This window comes from Cohnella sp. OV330, assembly GCF_900112065.1.
In the GTDB taxonomy this organism is placed as follows: Bacteria; Bacillota; Bacilli; order Paenibacillales; family Paenibacillaceae; genus Cohnella.
The window spans coordinates 238671-264616 of the sequence record NZ_FOKE01000007.1 but is presented as its reverse complement, the minus strand read 5'-3'; the positions used below and the strand labels follow the sequence as shown (position 1 = coordinate 264616).

General features: G+C 58.6%; 24 protein-coding genes and 1 other RNA gene. 8 read left to right on the top strand and 17 right to left on the bottom strand.

Translation table 11 applies throughout. The annotated features are described in order from the left end of the window. Positions 1-125: 125 nt before the first annotated feature. From BM235_RS18280 to BM235_RS18265, 4 genes are all read right to left on the bottom strand, one after another. Complete coding sequence (locus tag BM235_RS18280) at positions 126-1703, bottom strand: stalk domain-containing protein (protein WP_158544021.1); 1578 nt, start codon at positions 1701-1703, stop codon at positions 126-128. 89 nt (positions 1704-1792) lie between these two features. Further along, a complete protein-coding gene (locus BM235_RS18275) occupies positions 1793-3673 on the bottom strand; it encodes a CHASE2 domain-containing protein (RefSeq protein WP_143106700.1) in 1881 nt (626 codons plus the stop codon). Positions 3674-3837: 164 nt separating this feature from the next. Continuing rightward, a complete protein-coding gene (locus BM235_RS18270) occupies positions 3838-4074 on the bottom strand; it encodes a ferredoxin (protein ID WP_090115658.1) in 237 nt (78 codons plus the stop codon). A 143-nt stretch (positions 4075-4217) separates the two neighbouring features. Continuing rightward, positions 4218-5501, bottom strand: coding sequence for a DNA polymerase IV (locus BM235_RS18265; protein WP_090115657.1), 1284 nt, complete (start codon positions 5499-5501; stop codon positions 4218-4220). A 178-nt stretch (positions 5502-5679) separates the two neighbouring features. Here BM235_RS18265 and cimA point away from each other — a divergent pair, with 178 nt between their 5' ends. Then, positions 5680-7296 (top strand): citramalate synthase, encoded by a 1617-nt coding sequence (gene cimA, locus BM235_RS18260; RefSeq protein ID WP_090115656.1) that lies wholly within the window; start codon positions 5680-5682, stop codon positions 7294-7296. A gap of 83 nt (positions 7297-7379) precedes the next feature. On the opposite strand, the gene BM235_RS18255 is transcribed toward cimA, so the two are convergent. After that, the gene (locus BM235_RS18255) at positions 7380-7970 is read right to left on the bottom strand and encodes a TlpA family protein disulfide reductase (RefSeq protein ID WP_090115655.1); all 591 of its coding nucleotides are present in this window, start codon (positions 7968-7970) and stop codon (positions 7380-7382) included. Between the two features lie 147 nt (positions 7971-8117). Between BM235_RS18255 and BM235_RS32990 the strand changes: the two genes are divergently transcribed. Then, positions 8118-8540 carry a Mov34/MPN/PAD-1 family protein gene (locus BM235_RS32990; protein ID WP_090115654.1) on the top strand — a complete coding sequence of 141 codons (423 nt, stop codon included), beginning with the start codon at positions 8118-8120 and terminating at the stop codon, positions 8538-8540. On the opposite strand, the gene BM235_RS18245 is transcribed toward BM235_RS32990, so the two are convergent. From BM235_RS18245 to BM235_RS18235, 3 genes are all read right to left on the bottom strand, one after another. Continuing rightward, the gene (locus BM235_RS18245) at positions 8537-9274 is read right to left on the bottom strand and encodes an exonuclease domain-containing protein (RefSeq protein WP_090115653.1); all 738 of its coding nucleotides are present in this window, start codon (positions 9272-9274) and stop codon (positions 8537-8539) included. The genes BM235_RS32990 and BM235_RS18245 overlap by 4 nt on opposite strands. Before the next feature lie 5 nt (positions 9275-9279). Next, positions 9280-10353 (bottom strand): DUF294 nucleotidyltransferase-like domain-containing protein, encoded by a 1074-nt coding sequence (locus BM235_RS18240; RefSeq protein ID WP_090115751.1) that lies wholly within the window; start codon positions 10351-10353, stop codon positions 9280-9282. A gap of 62 nt (positions 10354-10415) precedes the next feature. Next, positions 10416-11795, bottom strand: a complete 1380-nt coding sequence (locus BM235_RS18235) for an ammonium transporter (protein ID WP_090115652.1) — start codon at positions 11793-11795, stop codon at positions 10416-10418. A 398-nt stretch (positions 11796-12193) separates the two neighbouring features. On the opposite strand from BM235_RS18235, the gene BM235_RS18230 reads away from it, so the two are divergent. Together BM235_RS18230 and BM235_RS18225 are read left to right on the top strand one after the other, a co-directional pair. Beyond that, entirely contained in the window at positions 12194-12652 is a 459-nt protein-coding gene (locus BM235_RS18230) for a MerR family transcriptional regulator (protein WP_090115651.1), read from the top strand. 50 nt (positions 12653-12702) lie between these two features. Beyond that, positions 12703-13383, top strand: a complete 681-nt coding sequence (locus BM235_RS18225) for a zinc metallopeptidase (protein WP_090115650.1) — start codon at positions 12703-12705, stop codon at positions 13381-13383. 84 nt (positions 13384-13467) lie between these two features. On the opposite strand, the gene BM235_RS18220 is transcribed toward BM235_RS18225, so the two are convergent. Both BM235_RS18220 and BM235_RS18215 read right to left on the bottom strand, forming a co-directional pair. Further along, entirely contained in the window at positions 13468-14370 is a 903-nt protein-coding gene (locus tag BM235_RS18220) for a LysR family transcriptional regulator (RefSeq protein WP_090115649.1), read from the bottom strand. Positions 14371-14393: 23 nt separating this feature from the next. After that, a complete protein-coding gene (locus BM235_RS18215; RefSeq protein ID WP_090115648.1) occupies positions 14394-14996 on the bottom strand; it encodes a rhomboid family intramembrane serine protease in 603 nt (200 codons plus the stop codon). A 107-nt stretch (positions 14997-15103) separates the two neighbouring features. Between BM235_RS18215 and tpx the strand changes: the two genes are divergently transcribed. Next, on the top strand, positions 15104-15622 hold the full coding sequence (tpx, locus tag BM235_RS18210; protein WP_090115647.1) for a thiol peroxidase: 519 nt from the start codon (positions 15104-15106) through the stop codon (positions 15620-15622). Between the two features lie 100 nt (positions 15623-15722). On the opposite strand, the gene BM235_RS18205 is transcribed toward tpx, so the two are convergent. The 4 genes from BM235_RS18205 to BM235_RS18190 form a co-directional block, all read right to left on the bottom strand. Next, the gene (locus tag BM235_RS18205) at positions 15723-16106 is read right to left on the bottom strand and encodes a DUF1499 domain-containing protein (RefSeq protein WP_090115646.1); all 384 of its coding nucleotides are present in this window, start codon (positions 16104-16106) and stop codon (positions 15723-15725) included. A 78-nt stretch (positions 16107-16184) separates the two neighbouring features. After that, positions 16185-16367, bottom strand: a non-coding RNA gene (gene ssrS, locus BM235_RS18200) — 6S RNA. An 85-nt stretch (positions 16368-16452) separates the two neighbouring features. Beyond that, entirely contained in the window at positions 16453-17211 is a 759-nt protein-coding gene (locus tag BM235_RS18195; protein WP_090115645.1) for a YesL family protein, read from the bottom strand. An 81-nt stretch (positions 17212-17292) separates the two neighbouring features. Further along, a complete protein-coding gene (locus BM235_RS18190; protein WP_090115644.1) occupies positions 17293-18966 on the bottom strand; it encodes a degradosome RNA helicase CshA in 1674 nt (557 codons plus the stop codon). Positions 18967-19484: 518 nt separating this feature from the next. Between BM235_RS18190 and BM235_RS18185 the strand changes: the two genes are divergently transcribed. Next, positions 19485-20711, top strand: a complete 1227-nt coding sequence (locus tag BM235_RS18185; protein WP_090115643.1) for a putative glycoside hydrolase — start codon at positions 19485-19487, stop codon at positions 20709-20711. A gap of 94 nt (positions 20712-20805) precedes the next feature. Here the strand turns inward: BM235_RS18185 and pfkA are convergent, their stop codons facing one another. The 3 genes from pfkA to BM235_RS18170 all read right to left on the bottom strand — a co-directional run bounded on the left by pfkA (position 20806) and on the right by BM235_RS18170 (position 23257). Then, on the bottom strand, positions 20806-21774 hold the full coding sequence (pfkA, locus tag BM235_RS18180) for a 6-phosphofructokinase (RefSeq protein ID WP_090115642.1): 969 nt from the start codon (positions 21772-21774) through the stop codon (positions 20806-20808). A 20-nt stretch (positions 21775-21794) separates the two neighbouring features. After that, on the bottom strand, positions 21795-22820 hold the full coding sequence (locus tag BM235_RS18175) for a tetraprenyl-beta-curcumene synthase family protein (RefSeq protein WP_090115750.1): 1026 nt from the start codon (positions 22818-22820) through the stop codon (positions 21795-21797). Between the two features lie 83 nt (positions 22821-22903). Beyond that, positions 22904-23257 carry a hypothetical protein gene (locus tag BM235_RS18170; RefSeq protein ID WP_255374455.1) on the bottom strand — a complete coding sequence of 118 codons (354 nt, stop codon included), beginning with the start codon at positions 23255-23257 and terminating at the stop codon, positions 22904-22906. Between the two features lie 138 nt (positions 23258-23395). Here BM235_RS18170 and BM235_RS18165 point away from each other — a divergent pair, with 138 nt between their 5' ends. Further along, complete coding sequence (locus tag BM235_RS18165) at positions 23396-24736, top strand: multi antimicrobial extrusion protein MatE (RefSeq protein ID WP_369803525.1); 1341 nt, start codon at positions 23396-23398, stop codon at positions 24734-24736. Further along, complete coding sequence (locus BM235_RS18160; protein ID WP_090115640.1) at positions 24733-25893, top strand: MFS transporter; 1161 nt, start codon at positions 24733-24735, stop codon at positions 25891-25893. Before BM235_RS18165 ends, BM235_RS18160 begins: the two co-directional genes overlap by 4 nt. Positions 25894-25946: the final 53 nt, after the last annotated feature.

Sequence of the window (25946 nt, the reverse complement as noted above, 5' to 3'; positions counted from 1 at the left end):
CTATCGTTAATGTCGGTGCGAAGGCGCGATCGCATTAGCCTTGAGGCGTCGTCGACTTCCGCGCCGGCTAAAAAGGACCGTACGTCAGCGGCATGCGCTGCGGACGGTCCCCTGTTAAGCTGCGGTTAAAACGTTTTGCTGCGGATAATGACGGCTTGTACGGAGCCATCCCATTGAATGTCGAGATCGCCCTCCGCGGCGAAAAAGCGGACCGGTACGTAGAAGCTGCCGTCCTTCAATACCGGAGCGGCGTTGAGCGTGAGATCGGATTTTATTCCGCCGCTGTTCTTGGCGACCTTTTTCTGCCCGTTCGTCACCGAATAGACGGTATCGCCTTTGGTCAGCTTGCCCGACTTGGTCTTGGCGTCATAGGTCACGGCGAATCCCGTCGCCTGGCCGACGGCCCGCAGCGGCAAATACGTCGCGCCGCCGGATACGAACGCAGGCTTGTCCGACTTCAGCGGCGATCCGTTCAGAAGCGTTTTGATCGCGCCGTCCTTCTTTAATCCGGCCGCTCCCGCGTACTTCTCGAGCCGCCGGATCTTGTTGCCGGACTCGTCCGCGATCGCGAGGCTCCCGTCCGCCAGAACGGCGACATCGGTCGGGCGGTCGAACTGCGCCGCATACAGGACGCCGTCGACGGCTCCCGGCTCGGTCGCTTCGCCGGCCAGCGTCGTTACCTGCCCGTTCTTGAGCAGCCGTACGACATGGTTCAGGCTGTCCGCGATAATGAGCGTCCCGTCCGGCGCGATCGCGAGACCTTCCGGCGCGTCGAATCGCGCGGAAGCGGCCGCCCCGTCCAAGTAATCGCCTTCGGCATACGGGCTATCGGCCCCCATCGCAGGCGCAGTCCCGGCAACCGTGCCGACCGTGCCCGCGGCAAAGTCGATATAGCGGATGCGCTGGTTGCCGCGGTCGCTCACATACAGATTGCCCTTGGCGTCGAGCGCCAGTCCGCTGGGCTCGTTGAACTTGGCGCTCGCCAGCGGGCCGTCCGCATAGTCGCCGAAGCTCTCCGCGGCGCCCGGCAGATACTGGCCGACGCGCGTCGAAGGCGCGTTCAGCGTCGTGACGGTGCCGTCCGCCGCGACCTTCCGGATCTCATGGTTCAGCGTATCCGCCACGTATACGTTGCCTGCCGCGTCGACGGCGACGTCGGACGGCGAGTAGAACGTAGCTGCGCCGCCCTTCCCGTCGGCCGCGCCGGCCAGGCCGCTGCCGGCCAGCGTCGTCACTTTGCCGTCCGTCCCGATCTTGCGGATCGCGTTGTTGCCCGCGTCCGCGACGTAGGCGTTGCCGGCGGCGTCGAATGCGATGCCGAGCGGCTGGTCGAACAGCGCGCGATCCGACAAATCGTCGTGATAGGAACCCGTCGGCAAGCCGCCCTCGTCGGAGCCGGAGAAGTGTCCTGCGTATGTAGTCAGCGCGTTCGAAGCGAGCATGCGGATCAGGTGATTGCCGCTGTCCGAGACGGCCAGGCTGCCGTCCGCGCGCACGGCGATCGCGTGCGGCTTGAACAATGTCGCTCCCGCGAGCTGTCCGTCCTGGCTTCCCCATTCGGATTGGCCTGCCCAGGTACGAATCTCGTACAGACTCCCGGATTGCAGCCAGCCCGTATCCGCCGCGAACGCGGCGCCGGGTACGGTCAGGGTAAGTGCGAGCGCCATCGCGGCGCCGGCCGTTTTGCGATTCCATGCTTTCATTTTCATTCTCCTCACAGGCTAGTCGGTCTAGTGACTCGTTAATTACTATTGTATAGAAGCTTAATTCCGGGAAAATCCGACAAAAGTCTCTAAATCGCGGTCTGATCGTCCTTCATCGCAGCAATCGCCGCAGCGGGCTCGCCGGCGATGCCGAGCAGCTCGTAGACGCGGATCGGCAGCGACTTGCCCTTGAACATGCGATCCTCGCCGTCGTCGAACCGGAAATAGGCGGCTGTCTTGGCATATACGGCATCGGACACCATAATCTGCCCGGGTTTCGTCTGCGATTCGATCCGCGCCGCGATGTTGACGTTGTCGCCGATCGCCGTGTAGTCGACGCGCAAGTACGAACCGATATTGCCGACGACGACGGTGCCGGTATGAATGCCGATGCCGACGTTGACCTCGCAGCCGTACTTTTCCCGGATCGCGCGCCTGATCTCGTTCATGCCCTGTTGAATCTCGTAGGCCGTCTTTACGGCGAGCCGTTCGTGCTCTTCGACGTCGAGCGGCGCGTTGAACAGGATCATGGCCGCGTCCCCGATGAATTTGTCGATCGTGCCCCTGTTGGCGAGCGTCGTCTCCGTGATCATGTTGAACATCGTGTTCAGCGTATCGACCAGCTCCGGTGGCGACAGCTTTTCGGACAGCGGCGTGAAACCCCGGATGTCCAGGAACAAGACGGTAATCGTCTTCGAGTCGCCGCCGAGCTTGATGTCGATATCCTGGGAGACGATCTGCTTGACCAGGTCGGGCGATATGTAGCGCCCGAATTGGCGCGTGACGAAGTGCTTCTGCGCGCTCTCGAGATAGGACTTGAGCGACACGTTGGTCAGGTAAGCGAGCGTGACCGCGAGGATCGTGTCCGCGACGCCGATCTGAATCTTGTAGGCATCGTACGCGAGCATCTGGCCGTAGACCAGCCCGGAAGCCGCCGCGAGATACAGCAGGATCGAGTAGATGTTTTTGAGGCGCCACGGCAGCAGGATAAACAGGAGGAATAGGACGAGTCCGCCCAGCCAGATCGTCCAAGCCGGCGCGTAGCCGACCGACGTGCCGCTAAGCAGCTGGTTCACGATATTGGCGTGCACGTAGACGAGCTGCATCTTCTTTTCGATCGGCGTCGTCCCGCTGTCCTGTCCCGAGTCGTCGGACAATCCGACTGCGGTGAAGCCGACCAGCACGACCGAATCCTTGAAAACGCTCGGATCGATCTCGCCGTTCAGCACCCTGCTGAACGATACGGTCGTGACGTCCTCCGTGTTCAGCCGGTAGTCGATCGTGATCGTGTTTTTGGCGACCGCGTTGTTTTTTTCGAAAACTTTGCCGGGATCCGTCATCCCGTCGTAAGCGGTCAAGTCCGCGCCGGCCATGTCCGCCGCCATGTAGGCGAGCGACGGGTATACCGTGCCTTCCTCGTCCTGGATCTTGAGCCACGTCTGGCGGATGACGCCGTCGGGGCTCGCGACCCGGTTGATGTTCGCCAGCTTGACGTGCTCCGCGAACAGGGGCAGCGGACCGTCTATTCGATAGGCCTTGAGCAGTGAATCGGGCCTAGCGACGGTCTCGCCGAACACGTCGCCCTCCGTATCCCCGATGACGGGCAGGATGACATTGTCGTACGCGGCGAGCGCGTCCGCGAACGCCTGATCGCTGTCCGCGTTCGTCTCTTCGTTGAACGTAATATCGAAGCCGATCGCCTTCGGTTCGCTGCCCGGCTGGTTCAGCATGTCGAGGAACGGCGCATAGACGGCACGGTCCCAAGGAAAACGGCCAAGCTCCGCGAGCGAATCGTTGTCGATCGCGACGACGACGATATCCTTGGGCGGTTGGCCCGCGGCTTGCTTCATATTGTAGTCGTAAAGCATGTTGTCGAGACGGCCGAGCCATCGCTCGCTGTGCGCGAAAAACAGAGCGATCAGCAGCAGCGCGTTCATCAAGATGGCCAATCTTTTGATTTTCTCTCTCACGGGTTCCCCTGCCCTTTGCGATTCGATCGACGTTTCATAGCTAGTATACTTGAATCCGGCGCGAGATTGTTCAAATTTTGTCAAAAAAGGTCGCAAAAAAACCTTCCCTAGCCTGGCGGCTGTCGGGAAGGCTGATGTCGTCGATCCGCGAATGAAATCGCGAGCTACATATTAAACGGCTCGTCGGCGATTTGAATCGAATCCGTCGGGCAGCCGTCGGAAGCGTCTTGGAGGTCGTCGTACAATTCCTCGGGAATCTCGGTCGTGCCGCGGTTGGCGTCGCCCTTGTAGATGACCTCTGCCAGACCCTCGTCGTCATAATCGTAAATATCGGGTGCCGTGGCGCCGCATGCGCCGCACGCGATGCAAGTGTCTTTATCGACATACGTAAATTTAGCCATAATATGATAAGCCTCCTAAAAAAGTCAATCCCGCCTGCAATACGCGGAAACGTTCGCCGGTTAAATCCAAATATAATACAAAAGACCGCGACTTTCAAATAAAAATAAGGAATACCGGGCTATAGCCCCGGCTTATAGCGGCGTTATTCGCCGTCTTCCTTCTCGCGCAAAAAGTCGGTCTGTAGGGAGGTTCCCCTGATCTTCTTGTTGCGAATCAAGGATGACGGATCGTTGGTCAGCATGCCGGCCGTGAGCACCGCGCTCTCGCCGAATTTGTCCCGAAGCCGGTCGAGTACGGAGACGAGCTGCTCTTTTCGCGGAGTCTCCTCGTATTCGAAAAGGTCCAGCTGGACAGGCGTCTCGGTCTTCGGGGACAGGCTCTGCAGCGTGATGCCGAGCAGTCGGACCGGCTCTCCTTCGCGCCAGTTCGCGTCCATAAGCTTGCAGGCGACTTTGTATACGTCCTCGGCGCTCTCGGTCGGCACGTCGACCGTATGGGAGCGCGTGATCGTCTTCATGTCCGGATCGCGGATCGTGATCTGGACCGCCCTGCACATCATGCCTTCCCGCCTGAGCCGCCGCGCGGTCTGATCCGCCAAATTCAGCAGGACGCGACGGAACTCCTCGCGCTTGGTCAGATCGGCCGGGAGCGTCGTCGTATGCCCGACCGACTTGGCCGCATCCCGGACCGGCTCGACGGGAGAATCGTCCAGCCCGTGCGCGGCCCGCTTCATCCAAGCGCCGTAAACGCCGAATTTGTCCTTCAGCAGCTTCTCGTCGGCGGCGGCCAGCTCGCCGATCGTGCGAATGTTCATCCTCAATAGCTTCTCCGCGGTTTTGCCGCCGATCCCATACAACGTTTGGCAGGGCTTCCCCCACAGCAGCTTGGGCACGTCCCGCCGCCGCACGACGGTGACCGCGTCGGGTTTGCGCATGTCGGAGCCCATCTTGGCGAGCAGCTTGTTCGGTCCGATGCCGATGGAGCACGGCAATCCGAGCTCCTCCTTCACCCTGCGGCGGATCGCTTCGGCGATCTCGATCGCGGTGCCGAACTGGGAGCTGCCGGTAATATCGAGGAAGCACTCGTCGATCGACACGGACTCGATTTGCGGCGTGTAGGCGCCTGCGATGCGTCTGAAGCCTCGGGAATATTGCCTGTAAAGATCGAAGTCCGGCGAGATGAGGATCAGTTGGGGACATACCCGTTCGGCCTGCCTGACCGTCATTCCCGTCTTGACGCCCTTGGCCCTCGCTTCGTAGGAGCTCGTGACGACGATCCCCTTGCGCAGCTCTACGCTGCCGGCCACGGCGGTCGGCTTTCCTTTATAAAGATCGGGTCGCTCTGCCGCATGGACCGAGCAGTAAAAAGCGTTCATGTCCATATGCAATATGATTCTACCGCGCTTTTCGCGGACCCCGCCATCCATTTTGCTCATTCTCCTCGCGCGTTTTTCGGCTTCTTTCATTATAATACGCGAAGGCTCCGCGGTCACCCGGCGCCCGGTCCTTCCGGCATTCCTCCCTCTACAATTGGTGCATCGCATGTTATAATAATTAAAATATTCGCCGACTGGCTATTCACGTCCTTGGGAGGTACCTTCATCCATGACCCAATCCATCAGCATTTTCGATACGACGCTTCGCGACGGCACCCAGGGAGAAGGCATCAGCCTGACAGCCGAGGATAAGCTCAAGATCGCCCTGAAGCTTGACGCGCTGGGCATTCACTATATTGAAGGCGGCAATCCCGGCAGCAACAGCAAAGACATCGAATTTTTCAAGCGCGCACGCGAGCTTAACCTTAACGCCAAGCTCACGGCGTTCGGCAGCACGCGCCGCAAGAACAGCACCTGCGAGCAGGACGGCAATCTGCGCAATCTGATCGAATCCGGCGCAAAAGCTGCGACGCTAGTCGGCAAGACATGGGATTTTCATGTCCACACGGCCCTGCAGACGACGCTCGAGGAGAACCTGGCGATGATCGGCGAGTCGATCGCTTTTCTGAAGCGTCACGGACTCGAAGCCGTTTTCGATTCGGAGCACTTCTTCGACGGATACAAAGCGAATCCCGAATACGCACTGGCCGCGCTGACGCGCGCCCGCGAAGCCGGCGCCGACTGGATCGTGCTGTGCGACACGAACGGCGGGACGCTGCCGAGCGAGATCTCCGAGATCGTGTCCAGCGTCACGGCCCAGGTCAAAGCGCCGATCGGCATCCACACGCACAACGACTGCGAGCTTGCCGTCGCCAACACGCTGGCCGCCGTCTCCGCCGGCGCGCGCCAGATCCAAGGGACGATCAACGGCTACGGCGAGCGCTGCGGCAACGCCAACCTCTGTTCGATTATCCCGACGCTTCAGCTCAAGCTCGGATACCCGGTCGTCTCCGACGAGCAGCTTCGCTCCTTGACGTCCGTAGCGCGCTACGTCGGCGAGATCGCGAACGTGATGCTCCCCGTCAATCAGCCTTATGTCGGCACGGCAGCGTTCGCCCATAAGGGCGGCATCCACGTATCGGCGATCTTGAAGGATTCGAAGACCTATGAGCATATCGCGCCGGAGCTCGTCGGCAACAAGCAGCGCGTGCTCGTCTCCGAGCTCGCCGGACAGAGCAACATCCTGTCCAAAGCCCAGGAGATGGGGCTCGACGTGACCACCGACAGCGCCAAGGCAAAGGGCGTGATCGAACGGATCAAGCAGCTGGAACACGAGGGTTATCAATTCGAGGGCGCCGATGCCTCCCTGGAGCTGCTGCTTCGCGAAGCATACACCGATATCGTCGATGTGTTCTCCGTCGAATCGTTCAAGATTCTCGTCGAGAAATCCAAGGCGGGCGGCACGCAGACCGAAGCGATCGTCAAGCTGAACGTCGGCGGCCAGCAGGTGTACACGGCCGCCGAAGGCAACGGCCCGGTCAACGCGCTGGACAACGCGCTTCGCAAAGCGCTCTCCCAGTACTTCCCGGGCATTCGGGAGATCCACCTGTCCGACTACAAGGTCCGTGTGCTGGACGAAAAGGAAACGACGGCCGCGAAGGTCCGCGTGCTCATCGAATCGACCGACTTTAAGGAAAGTTGGAGTACGGTCGGCGTCTCCTCCAACGTCATCGAAGCGAGCTGGGAAGCGCTCATCGACAGCATCCGCTACGCGCTGCTCGGCATGTCGCAGAGCGACTTCGCCCCCGAAGCGCCGCGAGAGGCGCTCGGTCTGATCAACCACTGATAATACCGCGTTATACGAGAGAGCGCCCCTTAAGGCCATTGGCCTTGAGGGGCGCTCTCTCGCGTCGCGTACGGTGGTTAAGCCTAAGCCGCGTCCTTCATCGCCTCGTCGATCATCGTCTTCCATTCCTTCAGGCTTTTAGCGCCTTCGATACGTTGCCTGACGATGCCGTGGCGATCCACGATAAAGCTGATCGGGTACGAGAACACCTTATAATCGTCCCCGACCTTGCCGTCTTTGTCCATGAGAACAGGGAATGGAATCGCCTTTTCTTTGACAAAATCCTTGGCGCCCCTGACCGTATCGTACTTCGTCGCGTTGACGCCGTACAGTTCGATTTTCCCCTTGTATTCCTCGTAGAGCTTCACCAGGTCAGGCGCCTCGACATCGCATGGCCCGCACCAGGAAGCCCAGAAGTTGATGACCAGCACTTTGTCTTGCGGCGCCTTCGGATCTACCGCGTAGGTCGTGCTATCGTCCAAGGACGACAGCTTCAGCGCAGGCGCTAACGATCCTACCGTGGGTGCCTCCTTCGTTGGCGAGCCGCCGTTTTCAGACATCGCCGAGCCGCTATTCGCCTCGCGCGAGCCCTTTCCGTTTCCTGCCAGATTATAGACCAATACGCCGGCAATCGCTACGATAAAAATGACGACAATGATAACGTTACGCTTCAATTCCTTCTCCTCGCTTCGCCTAGGTCGCTTCTTCCATCTTACCGGATTCGGCGCTTTCTCGCCATCCCCTCGGCCTCCGGCATTGCAACCGTCCGGTGACTGGCCCATACTGATTAAAGCTGAGTCCTAGAGAAAGGTTGAAGCCCGATGCGCCATTCGCCCGAAGTTCAAATGACCGAACAGCTGCTGCGCGCCCTCATCGAAGGCTGCCGCGAGGCAATCCCGCTCGAAGCCTGCGGCGTTCTGCTCGGGGCATCGGACGATGCCGTCCTGGCGGTGCACGATGCGGTATTTATCCCGAACGCCGCCGCCGCCCCCGAAGCCTCCTTTGCCTTCGAACCGAGCGCTTGGATCGCCGCCGCTTTCGCAGCGCAAAAAAGCCGACGATTGGTCGTCGGCTTTTTTCACTCTCATCCGGCCAGCCCGCCGCTTCCGAGCGACAGGGACCTCCGCGGATGGGACGGCTTCGGATGCCACCTTATCATTGGATTCCGTCCTTCCGAAGCCGTCCGCGCATACAAGGCGAACGACGACGGTACATGGGAAGGGCTCCGGCTGTCGTTGCTTTAATGCCTGCTTAGGTAAGCGTAAAGATCTCCGAGCGTCGACACCTGCTTGGCCTGGATCAGCTCGAGGAACGCGAACCAAAGCTTGGCCGTCATCAAAGAGTCGTGAAGCGCATGATGGCGATAAGTGATCTCAATGTCGTACGATTCGAGAAGCTCGTCGAGTCCGTAGCTTTTGCGCCGAGGCTCCAGCCACTTGGCGACCATCATCGTGTCGACCACGCGATGGGACAGATTTACTTTGGACGTCTTCCACAAAGCGGCATTCAAGAACTGCTTGTCGTGACCGCTGCCGTGGGCGATCAGCACCCGTTTCCCGATGAAATCGAGAAAGTCGTGGAGACCCTGCATCAGATCGGGAGCTTCCTGCGCCATCGCGTCCGTGATCCCGGTCAATTCGGTAATATGCGGGGGAATTTTCCTGCGCGGGTTCACGAGGCGATAGAACGGTTCGGCCGCTTCTAGCTCGCCTCCCTTGATCAAGACCCCGCCCACGGACAGGATCTCGTCGCCGTTGTAAGGATTGAAGCCGGTGGTCTCCAAGTCGAACACGACGGCTTCCATCTCGGACAAAGGCGTATCGAGCGCGGATTCTTTGCGTTGGTCGCGCGACACCTGCCGGATGAACGCCATCTGCTGCGCATTGGAAGAACCCAGCATCGAAGCGATCGCCGGCGTGATGCCGCCCGTCTTGTATAAATGCCACATGCGGCCCATCGGACTCTTGGGCTCCTTCATGCCGTTCACCTCCCGCCGAAGCGGCGTTGCATCTCCTTCTCCAATTGACGCTGCAGCCGCCTGCAAATCCGCAGCGCCTTCTTGAGCGGAGCTTTCTCTTCCTTGTCTAACACGGCGGATCTCAGCTTACCGCTGCCCGCCCACTGCCCGTTGTCGTCCCGATCCGAGGCGAGCAGCCTAAGACGCAGGACCACCTCGAACGCCCAGGCTGCCTCGTCGGCCTTGTCGCCGCTCAGCGCTCCGATCTCCCTGAGCGCTCGAATGCGGCCGAGCGTGCTCGTCGCGGGAATATCGGCGCGCATGGCGAGCAGGCGAAAAATATTGACCATCGGGATGTAAGCGCCGTACTTAACGTCAAGGCTTCCAGCATTTTCCCCGTAATGCTCCACGAAAAGCTGACCGAACACGCCAATCAACACTTTATGCCGAAGCGTATTTTCGAGCATGCGCCTCGCTATGTCGGCATGCGACATCATATCGCCGATGTAACGGCCCTTCCATCTGCGGCCTAGCTCGGCGTCTCCTGCCAGCAATCGCGCATCCGCCAGGATCAGCAAGTATCGAACGTTTTCCCAGCTGGGCTCCGCGAACCAGCGGTCGACCTTTTGTTCCCAAGCCGAGATCGGAAGGCACCACTCGGGATTCGATACGATGACGTTGCCTTCGCACGGCGGATAGCCGATCTCGAACAGCGAAGCGACGATTCGGGAGCCAAGCGCGCCGAAGTATGCAGCTGCAAGCTCGGCCTCTTCCGGATCGGCGCAGTCGCCATAGACCAGTCCGCTGTCCTGGTCGCTCGCGAGCGTCTGCTCTCCCCGCCCGCCGCTGCCGAATAAGAAATAGGCATACGGCACGGGCGGGGCGACGAGCCCCATCCGTGCCGTATCCTGCTCCGCCAGCGTCAATACCCGGCGGATTAAAGCGTCGTGCAGCTCGTTCAGCGCTTCGACGACCGGAACGACCCGGTACTCTTCGCGCAGGAGCGAGCTGACGCGCTCCTGCACTTCCTCCCGGATCGTCCGCAATTGTTGCAGCGTGCCCGCGCCGTTTATTTCAAGCAACCGCTGTGCCAAGTCCATCTGGGACAATGCGGTCCTACCTCCTGTCGGGACGCCGATGCTAAGATTAATGATACCGTCGATCAGAGGGACGTCGTATTCGTGCCGGCACGCTTCAGCGCTTCCGGATAACCGTAAGTGCCGTGCTCGCTCAGGTCGAGACCGATGATCTCTTGCTCTTCGGTAACGCGAAGTCCGCTCACTTGCTTGATGACCCAAAGGACGACAAACGATACAGCGAAAGCGAAGGCGCCGCATACGACGACGGAAAGGAATTGTACCCACAGCTGTTCGCCGCCGCCGCCGTAGAACAGACCGGCCTTGCCGACGCCGACTTGGTCGACGAGCTTCTGGGTCGCGAACAGGCCGTTGGCCAGCGTGCCCCATACGCCTGCCGCGCCATGCACGGACATCGCGGAGATCGGATCGTCGACGCGAATCTTTTCGAAGAACTGTGCGCTAACGAAGACCAGGACGCCTGCGATAAGACCGATTACGACCGCAGCCCAAGGTTCAACGAACGCGCAAGAAGCGGTGATGGCGACCAGACCTGCCAGCGCGCCGTTCAACATGGACGGGATGTCGGCTTTGCCTTTGACCAGCCAGGAGATCAGCAGTGCAGATACGGCGCCGCCTGCCGCGCCCAATTGGGTCGTGAAGGCCACGTAGCCGAAGAACCCTTCGCCTACGGATACCGCGCTGCCTGCGTTGAAGCCGAACCAGCCGACCCACAGCAGCAATACGGACAGGGACGTAAATACTTGGTTGTGACCGAGAATCTCGTTAGCGGAGCCGTCTTTGTTAAACTTGCCGATCCGCGGCTTGAGCAGGATGGTCGCGGCGAACGCGGCCATCGCGCCGGTCAAGTGAACGACGGTGGAGCCGGCGTAGTCCTGCGCGCCGTCTGCGGCCAGCCAGCCGCCGCCCCAGATCCAGTGGGCGATGATCGGATAGATAACTGCCGCGAAGACGATCGTAAAGATGAGGTAAACGGAAAGCTTGGCGCGCTCCGCGAAGCCGCCCCATGCGATCGAGAGCGATACCGCCGCGAATGCCAGTTGGAAAATGAAGAAGATTGTAGCAGGATACGAGTCGCCCTCGCCCGCCAGAATCGACGGATCGAAGAAGAAGTTGCCGATGCCCATGAACTTGTTGAGGCTCTCGCTCGCGTCGCCGCCGAACGTGATGCCGTAACCTACCGCCCAGTATACCAGAGAAGCGAGGCCTACCGTAAAGATCGTTTTGCCCGCTACGTGACCGGCATTTTTCATGCGCGTGGAGCCGGTCTCCAGCAGGATAAAGCCGCCTTGCATGAGCAGTACCAAAATCGCGGCGACTAAAATCCACAGGGCGTTAAGTCCCATATTAAGCGTCGCCGCAGACGGATCACCGTCCGCCGCGAATGCCATCGTTGGGAATAACAGCAACAATGCGCCCAGACCGAGCAAACTCTTCTTTAACAATACGACCACTCCCCGACATGTAATGTTTCATAACATTTTAAGAAAGCCTTAATGTCATTATAGTTAGAAGATCCCGATTTGACAATAAGAAAATCGAATAAAAGTTCGGACTTTCCTTAATATATCTAACATAAAATATAAATTCGAAGCCGAATGTTCAGGAATAAGGGAAGTTTTTGCCTCTGAGCCGCTAAAAGACTGGGTCACAACCTTACATGCGGAGTTTTGTTGACTGTTCATAAAAAAGACGGGGATTCCGAAATCGATGTCACGATTCCTGTCAACGGGGTTCATTTCGAGCAGAGCTGCATAAATTCGTCACAAGCATAACGTTTGACTGTACGGTTTGGGATTGGTTATGATAAACGCATATCGATCTTAAGGAAGGGGATAAGCTCATGCGACACGGAGCCGCGGAACCGCCTCGCCATTTGTACCGGATCGGAGAACTGTCCCGATTGTCCGGCGTCAGCCCGCGCACCATCGACTATTATACCGGCCTCGGCCTGCTCTCCGCCACCAAACGCTCGGACGGCAATTATCGCCTATATAATGATGAAACGCTCGACCGAATCAAACGTATTGAACAATTGAAGGCTCAAAAGTATTCCCTCGAAGAGATCAAGGAGATGTTCACGGCCTTAAGCCGCGTATCGCCAAGCGAACAGGTGAACCGCAAAATTGCCGACCTGTCGAGCCACCTCTCCCAGCTGGAGCGGGAAGTGAAGGAGCTCGAACCGGTCCTCGAGCAGTTGAAGCCGGGTCAAGCCAAGCGCCTCTTCAAGACGATAACGCCGCAGACGGCAGCGGTCATCGAAGCGCTTCTCCTTCTCCTGAACAAGGGAAACTTTATGTAGCCTCTCGTCCGTACACTTAAATGGAATATACGCCACGGAGGTAGATGCATATGAACGCCAATTGGATGTACGTCTTGATCATTCCCGCATTTCTTCTGTCTCTCTGGGCGCAGTTCCGCGTCAAAGGCACGTTCAACAAGTGGTCCGAAGTCCGCACGTCCACCGGCCTGACCGGCTACGAAGCGGCCCGACGGATGCTCGACCGCAACGGCCTTCACGACGTGCCGATCGAGCCGGTCCAAGGCACGCTGTCGGATCACTACGACCCCGTCCATCGCGTCGTTCGGCTGTCGGAGCCCGTATACTACGAAAGCTCCATCGCCGCCGTATCCGTCGCCTGCCACGAGGTCGGCCATGCCATTCAGCATCAGCAGCATTATCCGGCGCTCGTGCTGCGCCACAGGATGTTCCCGATCGTACGCTTCGCGTCGGGACTCGCGCCTTTTCTGTTCATCGCCGGCATCATCTTTGCCGCCACGAACCTGATCGGACTCGGCGTCATCTTTTTCTCAGCCGCGGTCGCCTTTCAGCTGGTGACGCTGCCGGTCGAGTTCAATGCGAGCAACCGGGCGCGCCAAGTGATGGTCGCCGAAGGATTTATCGCGAGAGACGAAGAACGCGGCGTAGGCAAGGTATTGAACGCAGCGGCGCTGACTTACGTGGCTGCAGCGCTCATGTCGCTCCTCGAGCTGATTCGCCTCGTACTGATTTACACGAGCAGCCGAGACTGACCCATTTAAGCCGAACTGAGTACATGAATCGCAAAAGGAAAAGGACCGGGATTGCGCCCGGTCCTTTTCCTTTTGTTTCCAGGTTCAAATCGGCTTGTAATGCGCGCTGAAATAATCCACCAAGAAGGCGTGAAACAGCTTGACCACCGCCTGCGGCTTCTCGCCCGAACGTCTGATCAAACCGATCGTTCGCGTGACGTGGGGCTCGCGGACCTTCACGACCGCCGGCATCATCGTCCCCGTCGGGTAGAGCGCCATCTCCGGGAGCAAGCTCACGCCCATGCCTGCGGCGACCAATCCGCGAATCGTATCGGTCTCTTCTCCCTCGAAGCCGATCGTCGGCACGAACCCGGCGAGCCGGCAAGCATCCCATACGAGCGGCCGCAGGGAGTATCCGTTGCTGAACAAGACGAACGTATCGTCCTTCAGCTCGGCCAGATGGATTGACTCCTCCCCGGCCAGCGGATGGCTCTGCGGCAAAATCGCATACAAATCCTCCGTCAGAATGACTTCTCCGGTCACCTGCTCATGCCGCTCGGGAAACGGCGAGATGAAAGCCAGATCGATCTCTCCTTCCACGACGTCGCGGATAAGGGACGGATACATGCCTTGCCGGAATCTGAACTTGACGCCGGGGTGCAGCTTGCGGAAGCAGGCGATCACCTGCGGAATGAGCTGCGTGCCGAGACTGTGCGGGAACCCCAGCCTGATCTCTCCCAGCTCGGGATCCATGAACTCGTGGATTTCGTTCACTGCGCGATCCAGGTCCTGCAGCACGCCTTGCACGCGCTTCAGGAACAGCTGCCCGACCGGCGTAAGCTGAACGTTGCGCCCCCGCTGCATGAACAGCCGCACGCCGAGCTCCTCTTCCAGCCGATGAATTTGGCGGCTCACGGCAGACTGCGCCACGTGGAGCTCCTCCGACGCCTTGGTCACGTGCTGAAGGCGCGCGACTTGGATAAAGTATTGCAATTGCCTAAGCTCCACGATTAGAGCTCCTTCCCTTTGCCTTATCGATTCAAAAACCGGCTGCCCATCAAGCCGTACAAAATGAAACCGGCCAGCAGTCCGCCCACGTGCGCCCAATAACCGATGCCCGGGATGACAAAGGACATGACGAGTCCGACGACGAGAATGCCGAGAATCGTAGACCTTGAACCTTGGTCAAGCGCGTACCTTTGGAAAATGACGATGAATAAGTACGCCCCGTATAAGGCGTAAATGGACGTCGAGGCCCCGACCGCGGTCCATTCCGGTCCAGATAGCGCTGCGGCGAACACATTGCCGAGCACGCCGGCGATCAAATAAAAAAACGCGTATTTCGCATGTCCGAATAACCGCTCCAAGGGAGCCGCGAAAACGAAAATCGCAAACATGTTCATCGCAAGATGAGCAAGACCGGCGTGCAAAAATAGTGAAGTGACGAATCTCCAGTTTTGATCGTAACCCGGAAGATTCGTTAGCGCTCCGTATTTAAGCAGCGTATCGCCGCGCGTAGGATCGCCGTTGAACAGCATGATAATGAACATGACCAGATTCGCGGCGATGATCGCCGAATTGACGGGGTACAAACGCAGATATTGCCTTAAGCTTTCGTAACGGATAAAAATCAAAGGGCATCGCTCCTTCGTCTGGCCGCCATTCATCATTGGACAACGGCAATTCCGACATTTATAATGGGTTACGTTAAGTCCATTCGCCGAAGGAGGCCCTATATTCCATGAGTCAAGAACGGAGTCAAGCAGCAACTTTCAAAGGCAATCCCATCACGCTGATCGGTCCCGAGCTCCAAGCCGGCGATCAGGCGCCTGACTTTCAATTGAGCAAGAGCCTCGTCGAAACCGTATCCCTCAAAGATTATGCAGGGAAAATCAAGTTGATCAGCGTTGTCCCATCGATCGACACGGGCGTATGCGACGCCCAAACGAGAAGATTCAACGAGGAAGCAGCCAAGCTCGGCGAACAAGTCCAAGTGCTGACCGTCAGCGCCGATCTCCCCTTCGCCCAAGCCCGCTGGTGCGGCGCTGCAGGCATCGACCGCGTCGTCCTGCTGTCGGACTACAAGGACAACAGCTTCGGCAAGGCCTACGGCGTCCTGATCAAGGAATTCGCCCTCGACATGCGTTCGATCTTCGTGCTGGATGCTAGCGACAAGATCGTATACGTCGAAGTGCTCAAGGAAATGACCGAGCATCCGGACTACGAAGCTGCCGTAGCCGCCGTTCGCGCACTGCTCTAGTTCGCAAGCGCCAATTCGCATACGACATACAGAAGCGAGGCAAGGCCCCAGCCTATACCTCGCTTCTTTGAGTTGCATCGCGATCTATATTTGAAAAACCTCAATTTTTGTAATTGGATAGCTTCTTGTCCAGGACGCCGTAAATCTCCTGGATCACGCGGTAGTTGGCGCCGAGATCGCCGAGCGATCCTCGGGAAGCGGAATAAATGTCCACGGCGGAATTGCCCGGACCCGTGCCTACGATCTGAATGGTGATGTCCATCGTGCGACCGGCCATCGTCTTCTTTTCAAGCACAAGCTCTCCGATATTAGGGACTTCGTGCAGCACCTTGTAGCCCTGCATTTTCTTCAGGACGGAAGCGACTTCCTCGAACGCCCTGTCTTTCGACAATCGGTAGTAATGGGATTTCAGCTTCGGATCCTTCGCCTTGTCGCCAGTGTGTTCTTGGCTGCGTATTAATCCGACGAGTACTCTCTTCAGCAAATTCCACTCTCTCCCTCCGGGTGACCTGCGCTAAAGCTAATCATACCATGCCCGTCCCGGGGTTTAAAGCCAAATAACGGAAAACCCGCCTTTGCCGTCCGACGCGCTTGTTTCTGAACCCGCTCTCGCAGGTGGGTGCCCGCAGCGCTGCATGCTGACTACCCCTTTCGGGGGCGTGTCATCCGCAGGGCGATGTTGAGCTCCCTAGGAAACAGCATTGGTTCAAAACATGTGTCGCCGTAACGTGCAAGGCAGGATTGATACCCATTATATACAGGCCGCCGAGAAAAGTAAACTTCAACACGCCTGTTGGGTTCATTAACCAACTGGGAACGCTCTTCGGGAGCTAAACCTTGGGCATGTCCTCGTCACGGGTAGGCGATTCCTCGATCGGAAGCGGGTCCTCTTCTTTGTTCGCCATCGCCTGCATCTTCTGAATGGTCAGATAAAAGTTGTAAAAGGCGAAAACGGCGATGAGGCTCCCCATGAAAAACGGAATTAAAAACGTGTACTTGAAGCTGATAAAAACGATGACCGCGCTGCCGACCGCCGTGGACAACGATCTTAGCGGTTTGCCGATCGTCAGGACGACGGCATTTTTGAGCAGTTGAACCGTCTTCATGTGGAAATGCGACAGCAGCGAGAAAAATTGGAACAACGAAACGAGAAGCAGCACCATCAGCGCGAGGAACAGGATCGACAACACGCCAAGATTTTCGAACTTTTTCAAATACACCTGATAGTCGACGATCAGGATCACGAACAGCAGCGAATACAGCACTCCGCCCAGCATCGCCTGCAGATAATTCTGCTTGTAGCTGCGGAAAAAGGTTTTAAGCAGCGGAACGTCCGTGTCGCCCATCACCCATTTGCGGGCGACGGAAAACATGGCCGAGGTCGACGGAAACCAGGTGAAAGGCATCAGCACAGCCATCGGAATGAGCATGGCGACCAGCTCGTCCGTTGTAGACGCTCTCAATACGCCGAAAACGAGGAAGAACCACACCGGCAGCGAGGTCAGCACCCACAGCACATTTGTAACGGACAGGCGCATGATCCATTCGGAAATCTTGTAGAACCCGCCCATCATGCCGCGCATTTCCATGAGACACGCCTCCTGATATACGGCAAGGTGCGCATGCGGATGACACCGCCCGCGCACCTAGCCCTTCAAATAAATCGGGTGTTAGATATTAACGAAATCCTCGCTCCGGCTGCCGCGCGAATCTTCGCGACGTCCGCCGCCTTGACGGCCGCCGTCACGGTAGCTGTCTTCGCGGCGGGAGTCGCCGCTATAAGGCTTGCGGTTGCCGTAGCTGCTGCCGCTGCTGCTGCCGCTGCTCCGGCCGCCTTGGCCGCCGCTATAACCGCCGCCGCTGCTGCCGCCTCTGTAGCCACCACCGCCACTGCCGCCATAGCCGCCGCTGCTGCGGCCGCCTTGACCGCCACTGCCGCTACCATAACCGCTGCGACGTTGACCGCCATAACCGCCGCCGCTGCCGCCGCGATCGCCGAACTTGCGCTTCTTCGAGCGGATCGGATCTTCAGGCGTGAGCTCTACGGCCACGTCGTTCTTGTCGCCGGCCAGAAGTTTGATGGCGGCAGACAGCAGTTCGACGGAATCATGACGCTCGAGCAATTCGGTCGCGATGCCCTTGAAGGAATCGAGATCCGCGTCCTCCGCGCTCACGGCTTCGATGAGCCGGTCGGCGATGACGCGCTGCTTGCCTTCTACCGCCTCGGCGACGGTCGGCAGCGCCTTCTTCGCGATGCGGAAGCGCGTGACGCGCTCGATGAAGTGCAGGTGTTCCATTTCGCGGTACGTGACGAACGACCACGACGTGCCTTCCTTGCCCGCGCGGCCGGTACGGCCGATACGGTGCGTATAGCTCTCCGGATCCTGCGGCAAGTCGAAGTTAATGACGTGCGTGACGCCGGAAACGTCTAGACCGCGCGCCGCGACGTCCGTCGCGACCAGAACGGCGATGCTGCCGTCGCGGAACTTGCGCATGACCGCGTCGCGCTGGTTCTGCGACAGGTCGCCATGCAGGCCGTCCGCGGCGTATCCGCGCTTCATGAGCGCTTCGGACAGCTCGGCTACGCGGCGCTTCGTGCGTCCGAAAACGATCGCGAGCTCCGGCGGTTCCATGTCGAGCAGGCGGCACAGCGCGTCGAACTTCATGCGCTCTTGTACTTCGACATAAAATTGTTGGATGGAGCTGGCCGTCGTAGACGTCTTCGGAATAACCGAGATATGCTCGGGCGTGCGAAGGAACTGCTGAGCCAGCCTCTGAATGTTGGCAGGCATCGTGGCGGAGAAGAGCAGCGTCTGGCGCTCGGCCGGTACAAGGCTCAGAATCGATTGGATGTCTTCCATGAAGCCCATGTCGAGCATTTCGTCGGCTTCGTCAAGAACGACTGTCTGAACGTCCTCCAGCTTGATCGTCTTGCGGTTGATATGGTCAAGCAAACGGCCCGGCGTGCCGATTATAATCTGTGGTTTGCGTCTCAGGCCGCGAATCTGGCGTCCGATTTCTTGACCGCCGTAGATCGCGAGGGAGCGAAGTCCCTTGAAACGGCCGAGCTTTTCGATCTCTTCGGCCACCTGAATGGCGAGCTCGCGAGTCGGCGTCATGACCAGCGTCACGATGCGGTCTTCGGAAGCTTGGATCTTGCTGACCAGCGGAATGCCGAAGGCGGCCGTCTTGCCCGTACCCGTCTGCGCTTGGCCGATCATATCGCGGCCGCTGAGGGCTACCGGGATCGCCTGGCTCTGAATCGGCGTAGCGTCTTCGTATCCGAGCTGGGAAATTGCTTGCAGGACATCACTTTCCAAACCAAAATCCGTAAATTTACTCAAATTAGTTTCATACTCCTTCTGTTATGGGGCCATCAACTAACGGTGCCGGTCCATCAACTAACGGCTCTGCCAAAAAAATATACAGATCATTATAACACAAAACGGCCTTCAAACTCCAGCTATCTGCCCTGAGGGTTAAGCTCTCCGGCAGGCCGTTCTTTTGCAAGCGCTACAATTGCTCCAACCTCCGACCTACGCGATCCGCTGAAGGAGGAACGAGGTCTTTATTTTAACGCGAATTCCCGATCCCAATCAGGCAGGCGACGTGGCAAAAATAGCCGCCGGCCCCGCGGCTATACGATGCGCGACGGAAGCATACCATTAGATCATACCACTATATGCAGGCGATGGCGAACCGTTGACACAATCATCCAGCCTCAGTCATAAGCCCGCTCCGGATCTAGTTCCGCAGTCCTCTTCGCGACCGGATAATATTCTACAAATTACCTCTGTATCCACTGTTTGAACTCGTTTATAATCGGGTTACAGTTGGGAAGAGCAAGCGGGGAGAGAGTGAAATGAATGTGTTATTGACGCTGTTGCTGGTTCTCCAATCGGCATGGGGACACCCGCAGCAAAAGCCGGAAAGCGGAAACATTTTGGGCCATTTGTGGCAAGTGGCATGGAGCAATCTGGAAAAATCGCAGGTAAGCGGAGGCGCCGTCGCATCGCCGACGCCTAAACCTTCGCCGACGCCCGTGAACGGCGGCTCAAGCGGAGGGGAAGCGGGCGTACCGCATGCGGATCCGCAACCCGACGCGCCCAAGGTAAAGGGCGTATACGTCACTGCCTATAGCGCCGGCGGCGAACGAATGTCGACCTTGCTCGACCTGCTCGACAAAACGGCGTTGAACGCCATGGTCATCGATATCAAGGACGACCTCGGCTACATCACGTACAAGACCGACAATCCCGAACTGCAGAAGCTCGGTACGCCGATGCGGTTCATCAAGGATATCGGCGCCCTGATGGATACCCTTAAGAAACACGAGGTGTATCCGATCGCCCGGATCGTCGTTTTCAAGGATTCGGTGCTGGCGAAAAAGCATCCCGAGCTGTCGTTCGTCACGGCGAACGGGACCGTGTGGCAAAACGGGAAAAAGGACAGCTTCGTCAATCCGTACCGAAAAGAAGTATGGGACTACAACATCGCCGTCGCGAAGGAAGCGGCCAAGCTGGGCTTCAAGGAGATCCAGTTCGACTACGTGCGGTTCCCCGAAGGCTTCGAGAAAAAGGCGGACGGCCTCAAGTTCACGAAAACGGACGAATCCCGCACGGATGTCGTTTCCGGCTTCGTGAATTACGCCAAGGAACAGCTTGAACCGCTTGGCGTTCGCGTATCGGTCGACATTTTCGGGTATGCCGCCTCCGTGCCGGCCGCCGAGGGAATCGGCCAGGACTTCGGCAAGATCTCGTCGAACGTCGACGTCATCAGCCCGATGATCTACCCGAGCCACTACAGCACAGGTTGGTTTAAGCAGAAAGATCCGGACAAAGCGCCGTACGCCACGATCAAAGGCGCGATGGTCGATACGAACAAGAAGCTTGCGCCCCTCGCGGACGCCAAGCCGGTCATACGCCCTTGGATCCAGGACTTCACGGCCAGCTGGCTTGGCAGCGGGCATTACATCAAATACGGCGCGACCGAGGTGCAGGCTCAGATCAAGGCGCTGCATGACAGCGGCGTCGACGAGTATCTCCTGTGGAACGCGACCAACCGCTATACGTCAGGCGTCCAATATTAGCCTCATTGCTCGTACGTTTACAGCCATCTTACTATCAAACTCAAAGACCCTCTTGGCCGCCGCCGGCCGAGAGGGTCTTTTCGCGAGGTTCGCTTTATTGAGCGAGACGGATCGCCAAATTGTACAGGTCCATGTCGAACGACTTTTTGGTAGAAACGACCGTATCGATATCTGTCGTCACCAGTTGGCCCTTGACGATGCCGCACGCCTTGGCCGAATCGCCCGCTTCGAGCCGTTCGACGGCAAAGTCTCCGAGCCGACTGGCCAGGATCCGGTCGTTGTGCGTCGGTGAGCCGCCGCGCTGAATATGGCCGAGCACCGTCACGCGAGGCTCGATGCCGCTGTGCTCGGTGATCTGGCGCGCGATCTCGTCGCCGCCGCACACGCCTTCGGCAACGAGAACGATACTATGGCGCTTGCCGTTTTGGAAGTTCTCGCGCATGCGTTGCGAGATCTCGCGAATGTCGAACGGCACCTCCGGCACAAGAATCGATTCGGCGCCGCTGGCAAGTCCGGCATAGAGGGCGATGTCGCCGCAGTGACGGCCCATGACCTCGACGACCGACGAGCGCTCGTGCGAGGTCATCGTATCGCGCAGCTTGTTGATCGCGTCGACGACGATGCTGGTCGCCGTGTCGAAGCCGATCGTGAAGTCGGTGAACGGAATGTCGTTGTCGATCGTGCCGGGCAGTCCCATCGTCTTGATCCCCAGCTTGCTCAGCTTGTTGGCGCCTTGGTAGGAGCCGTCGCCGCCGATGACGACAAGGCCGTCGATCCCGTGCTTGCGGAGCACGTCGGCGCCTCGCTGCTGGCCTTCGGGCGTCAAGAATTCCTTGCAGCGCGCGGTCTGCAGGATCGTGCCGCCGCGCTGGATAATGTCGCCGACGCTGCGCAGATCCATCTGGCGCAGGTCTTCGTTCAAGAGGCCCTGGTATCCGCGCTGAACGCCGTACACTTCAAGTCCCCGGAACAGCGCGCTGCGGACGACGGCCCGAACGGCCGCGTTCATCCCCTGAGAATCTCCACCGCTCGTTAATACTGCGATTTTTTGAACTGCTCCCATCGTCTTCTTCCCCTTTGCTGTTACATCGCTTTGCGTATGAGATGGCTGTTGAGCCAGAAAAACAACCGCGTCCAAGGACTGCCCTTCATCAACTGCTTCGCCGTCTGCCGCACGCGGCGCTGTCCCTTGACCTTCGGATCGGACAAGTACAGCGCGACCAGACCCTCCACGATCATCCGGTGAAAGCCGGACGCCGGCAGGCGGTCCGCCGAGGCGCGCGCGCTCCTGACCATGCGCAGCAGCCGCTCGTTCAATTGCTGTTGATCGTCGTAATAGCTGCAAAAATTAAGATCGCCGCCCTGCTCGTCCTCGGCTTGGTCGATGAGATAATCGAGCAAGATATGAAGGCCGTTGATCGAGGGAAAGTAACTTTCCGCGATCTCGCGGCCCATGCCCGGCGAATGTTCGTCTTCGCTTGCGGCGAGGAAAAGCATGAACATCCCGAGCGTGGAGCCGGTGGCGGCGGCGAACTCGTTCCAGAGAAGGCCGGGATGGCGGTTCGCATGAAGCTCCCACCACGACAGCAGCGCCTGCTCCCTCCGGTCGTGCGCGATATGCTTGTACACTTGCAGATCTCCGTACAGGGAGACGAGCTCTCTCACATGACCCTGTACCGAGCCGTACGCCGGCAGAGACGCCGTGCATGCCTGGCAGCGCGCGACGAGCGCGGCCAGATAGCCGCCGTCGTCCTGTTCCTGCCGCAGCGCATAATAATTGCGAATCGGCGCCCCCGGCGTCACGGCGTCCAGCATGCTCTCGTGAAGCAGCCTGAAGTCCGCCGGGTCGAGCGAAGTGCTCCTGTCGCATAAATTGTCCAAGTAATCGCTAATCGTCTGCAGCGCTACGATGAGAGGTATGAGCACGTCCCTCTTGCCGAGATTCGCCGCTGCGTATACGGCGCCTCCCTGACAGTGAAACTTCTTGGACGCGATGCTGGCCAACGCTTGCTTGCGCAGCTCGGGGTCGGGTATGGCGTTCGCCCGGTCCTTCCATCCGTCCAACGCGACTTTCACTTCAGGCAGAATGTACCAGTAAACGCGGACCATCAGCGAGATCGGGCCGCGCGGAGAAGTCCGCGCCAGCCATCTTTCATCCCTCACGCGGTACCTCCATGCATCCTCGCGGTCCGTTAACCGTGCCGCTTGATGTTTTCTTCTTCAAGATCCTGCTGCGTGCGATACCAGATCTGCAAGTCGTGAATAACGCTCGCCGTCTCGGCGATCTCGTCATTGAGCGAGCAGCAGCGAACGAAGTCCTCTTCTTCGAACAATTCGGCGAGCAGACGACGAATCTCGGCTTCGCGCGCCATGATCGCATCCGGTATGCGCCCCCGGATCAGCTCCCAACGCTCGACGACGCCAGCCCGCTCAAGAGCGTTCATCTCTTCCCACGGCACGCCGAAGCGGGGCAGCGGGATACCGAGCCGGTCGTCCAGCGCGAACTGGGCTTCCAACCATGCATCGTATGCCGACACTTGAATCACCACATTCAGCCTGCCTTGCATCATTTAATAATTTATCATTTCGCATGGGGTAAATCCAGTGAAAAAGTATTGAAAACGGCCCGCTTGGTCGCTAACACTGCTATAATATCCGAGTAGCTTGAATGGGAGATGACCTCGTTGCCTGAACATCTTGACCGCGTATCGCTCCGGACGCTCTTTTTATTTTTCATTCCGCTCGGCGTTTCCGCCGTGTTGATCAATCTATCGCACGTCATCATCAACGGCACGCTCGCCAGAGCCGACGATCCTGAGCTGGTCATCGCCGGTTACGCGACGGCCATGAGCTTGCTGACGGTCAGCGAACGTCCCGCCGTCCTTTTCCGCGAGACCTGCTCCGCCCTCGTGCGCGACCGCGTATCGTATCGGGCGATTCTGAAGGTCGCCTTTATCGTCTTCGGCGCTTCGCTCGTTTTCGGCGCGATGATCGGCTACACGCCGGTCGGTACGCTCGTGTTCGCAGGCGCCTACGGCGCCGAACCCGAAGTCGCCGACGCGGCGGTAGGGGTTTACCACGTCCTGATGTTCCTCAGCATCTTCTCCGGCATTCGCTGCCTGTACCAAGGGGTCATCATCTATAAAATGAGAACGCGCTGGCTGACCATCGGCATGGTGTTCCGTCTCGGCGGCATGTTCCTGATGGCGCAGTACATTTTGCATATCGGGGTCACCAGCTCCACGCAGGGCGCCGTCATCTTCGTGTTCGGCATGATGATCGAAGCGTTCGTCAGCTGGCTCGAGGGCAGGAATCTGGCACGCCGGTTGCCGCCCGAATCGCCCGAATGCGAAGTTCGGAGTCCCCGGCAGATTTTGCGATTTTACAATCCGCTCCTCTTCTCCTCCTTCATCGTCGTCTGGGTACCGCCCATCTTGAACGCCTTGCTGGGCAATACGGACCGCGGCACGCTGTCTATCTCATCGTTCGCCGTAGCGGGCAGCCTGACCAATCTGTGCCTGGGCTTCTTTACTTACTTCCACCAGATCGCGCTCCAGTTTTATCGAACCGATCCGCGACAGGTCAAGCGATTCGTACTGCTCATCGGCTTTACGCCGGCCGTTTTGCTGTCCGCGTTCGCGTTCACCCCTGCAGGCGAATGGATGCTGACGCATCTGCTCGGCGTTGACGGCAGGCTGCTCGCCGAGAGCATGATCGCGCTCCGCGGATTCATTCCTTTCGTGCTGATCTTCCCGTGGCTCGACACGCTGAACGGCATCATCCTGTCCAAAGGCCAGACGAAGCTGATGTTCGGTTCCCAGACGGGCAACGCGGTCGTGACGACTGCGCTTATCATCGTGCTGACGGTATCGCTGCCCGGCTGGACAGGCATACTCGGCGCACTCGCCCAATCGGGCGGCATGATCGCCGAACTCGGACTGCTTTATTGGTTGTTCAGACGCGCCATGAGATCCGAAAATTTAGATACGCTAGCGGCCATGCCGGGAGAGGATACAACGAGATGAAACGACCGAATTTCTTTTCTTCCCAACTCACAGTTCTGCGCAGCCTTCATTTTTTCAACTACGCTACGCAGACGCTTATCGCTACGTTTTTCCCCTTATACTTCTACGACCTCGGATTCACGAAGCTGCAGATCGGCGCCGTCTACTCGGTCGGACCGATGATGTCGATTTTTGCCAACCTGCTGGCCGGCATCGTCAGCGACAAGACCCAGGGTCTGCGCCGCGTGCTGAACCTGATCTTCCTTGGTCAGATCGTCGCGCTCGCCCTTCTGCTGCCGCAGAAGGAATTCGTGCATATCTCGTTGATCATGGCGCTCATGTACCTGTTCCAGACGCCGGTTAACGCCATGATGGACAGCATGTCCTTGCTCGCCGCGAGCACGATGAATCGCAGCTTCGCTTCGATCCGCATGTTCGGATCGCTCGGCTTTGCGGTGTGCTCGCTCGTCTTCGGCTACGTGCTCAAGCAGACGAGCTCCGACTGGACGCTCTGGCTGGCCCTCGGCACCGTGTGCGCGTCGCTGCTCATCTCGCTCGGCCTCGCGGACTTTCAAACCAAAGTCGGCAAATTCCGGTTCGGCGGTTTGATCGATATTATCAAGCGCGGAGACACCTTGATGTTCTTCTTGCTCGTCGCGTTCGTATCGATCGCTCACCGGATGAACGAAGGCTTCCTCGGCGTCGCGATGCGCGACCTGGGGGCGAGCGACGACTTGATCGGGTACGCCTGGCTCGCGTCGGCCGCTAGCGAGATCCCCGTATTTTTTTTGCTTGCGCGCTACGGCAATCGATTCAAGGAACTCCCCCTGCTCGCAATCGCAAGTCTGCTATATGCGGTCAGGCTTGCGCTGATAAGCGTCATCCACGAGCCGGCGGGCTTCATCGCCGTGCAGGCGATGCACAGCGTGACCTTTGGCATCTACTACATCACGGCGCTCCGTTATATGCAGTCCATCGTCAGCGATGCCTACCGGTCGTCCGGACAGGCGCTGTTCAGCGTCGTGTGGACCGGGATCGCGGGACTTATCGCCGGCACGGTCGGAGGCGCGCTGTTCGACGCTTATGGCCTTTCCACCGTATTCCGGACAGGCGCCGTCTCCGCCTTGATCGCGGCAGTGGGATTCATGCTCGTGCATTTGCGCAGGCCGGGAGAATAAGCCGATGAGCAAAGAAGCCGCTCCTTAAAAAGGGCGGCTTTTTTGCGCTGGTG

Bases quoted from the DNA above. Each gene is read 5' to 3' on its own strand.
- BM235_RS18280 (WP_158544021.1), bottom strand. From the start codon at position 1,703: ATGAAAGCATGGAATCGCAAAACGGCCGGCGCCGCGATGGCGCTCGCA.
- BM235_RS18270 (WP_090115658.1), bottom strand. From the start codon at position 4,074: ATGGCTAAATTTACGTATGTCGATAAAGACACTTGCATCGCGTGCGGC.
- BM235_RS18265 (WP_090115657.1), bottom strand. From the start codon at position 5,501: ATGGATGGCGGGGTCCGCGAAAAGCGCGGTAGAATCATATTGCATATG.
- cimA (WP_090115656.1), top strand. From the start codon at position 5,680: ATGACCCAATCCATCAGCATTTTCGATACGACGCTTCGCGACGGCACC.
- BM235_RS32990 (WP_090115654.1), top strand. From the start codon at position 8,118: ATGCGCCATTCGCCCGAAGTTCAAATGACCGAACAGCTGCTGCGCGCC.
- BM235_RS18245 (WP_090115653.1), bottom strand. From the start codon at position 9,274: ATGAAGGAGCCCAAGAGTCCGATGGGCCGCATGTGGCATTTATACAAG.
- BM235_RS18240 (WP_090115751.1), bottom strand. From the start codon at position 10,353: ATGGACTTGGCACAGCGGTTGCTTGAAATAAACGGCGCGGGCACGCTG.
- BM235_RS18230 (WP_090115651.1), top strand. From the start codon at position 12,194: ATGCGACACGGAGCCGCGGAACCGCCTCGCCATTTGTACCGGATCGGA.
- BM235_RS18225 (WP_090115650.1), top strand. From the start codon at position 12,703: ATGAACGCCAATTGGATGTACGTCTTGATCATTCCCGCATTTCTTCTG.
- tpx (WP_090115647.1), top strand. From the start codon at position 15,104: ATGAGTCAAGAACGGAGTCAAGCAGCAACTTTCAAAGGCAATCCCATC.
- BM235_RS18195 (WP_090115645.1), bottom strand. From the start codon at position 17,211: ATGGAAATGCGCGGCATGATGGGCGGGTTCTACAAGATTTCCGAATGG.
- BM235_RS18185 (WP_090115643.1), top strand. From the start codon at position 19,485: ATGAATGTGTTATTGACGCTGTTGCTGGTTCTCCAATCGGCATGGGGA.
- pfkA (WP_090115642.1), bottom strand. From the start codon at position 21,774: ATGGGAGCAGTTCAAAAAATCGCAGTATTAACGAGCGGTGGAGATTCT.
- BM235_RS18175 (WP_090115750.1), bottom strand. From the start codon at position 22,820: ATGGTCCGCGTTTACTGGTACATTCTGCCTGAAGTGAAAGTCGCGTTG.
- BM235_RS18160 (WP_090115640.1), top strand. From the start codon at position 24,733: ATGAAACGACCGAATTTCTTTTCTTCCCAACTCACAGTTCTGCGCAGC.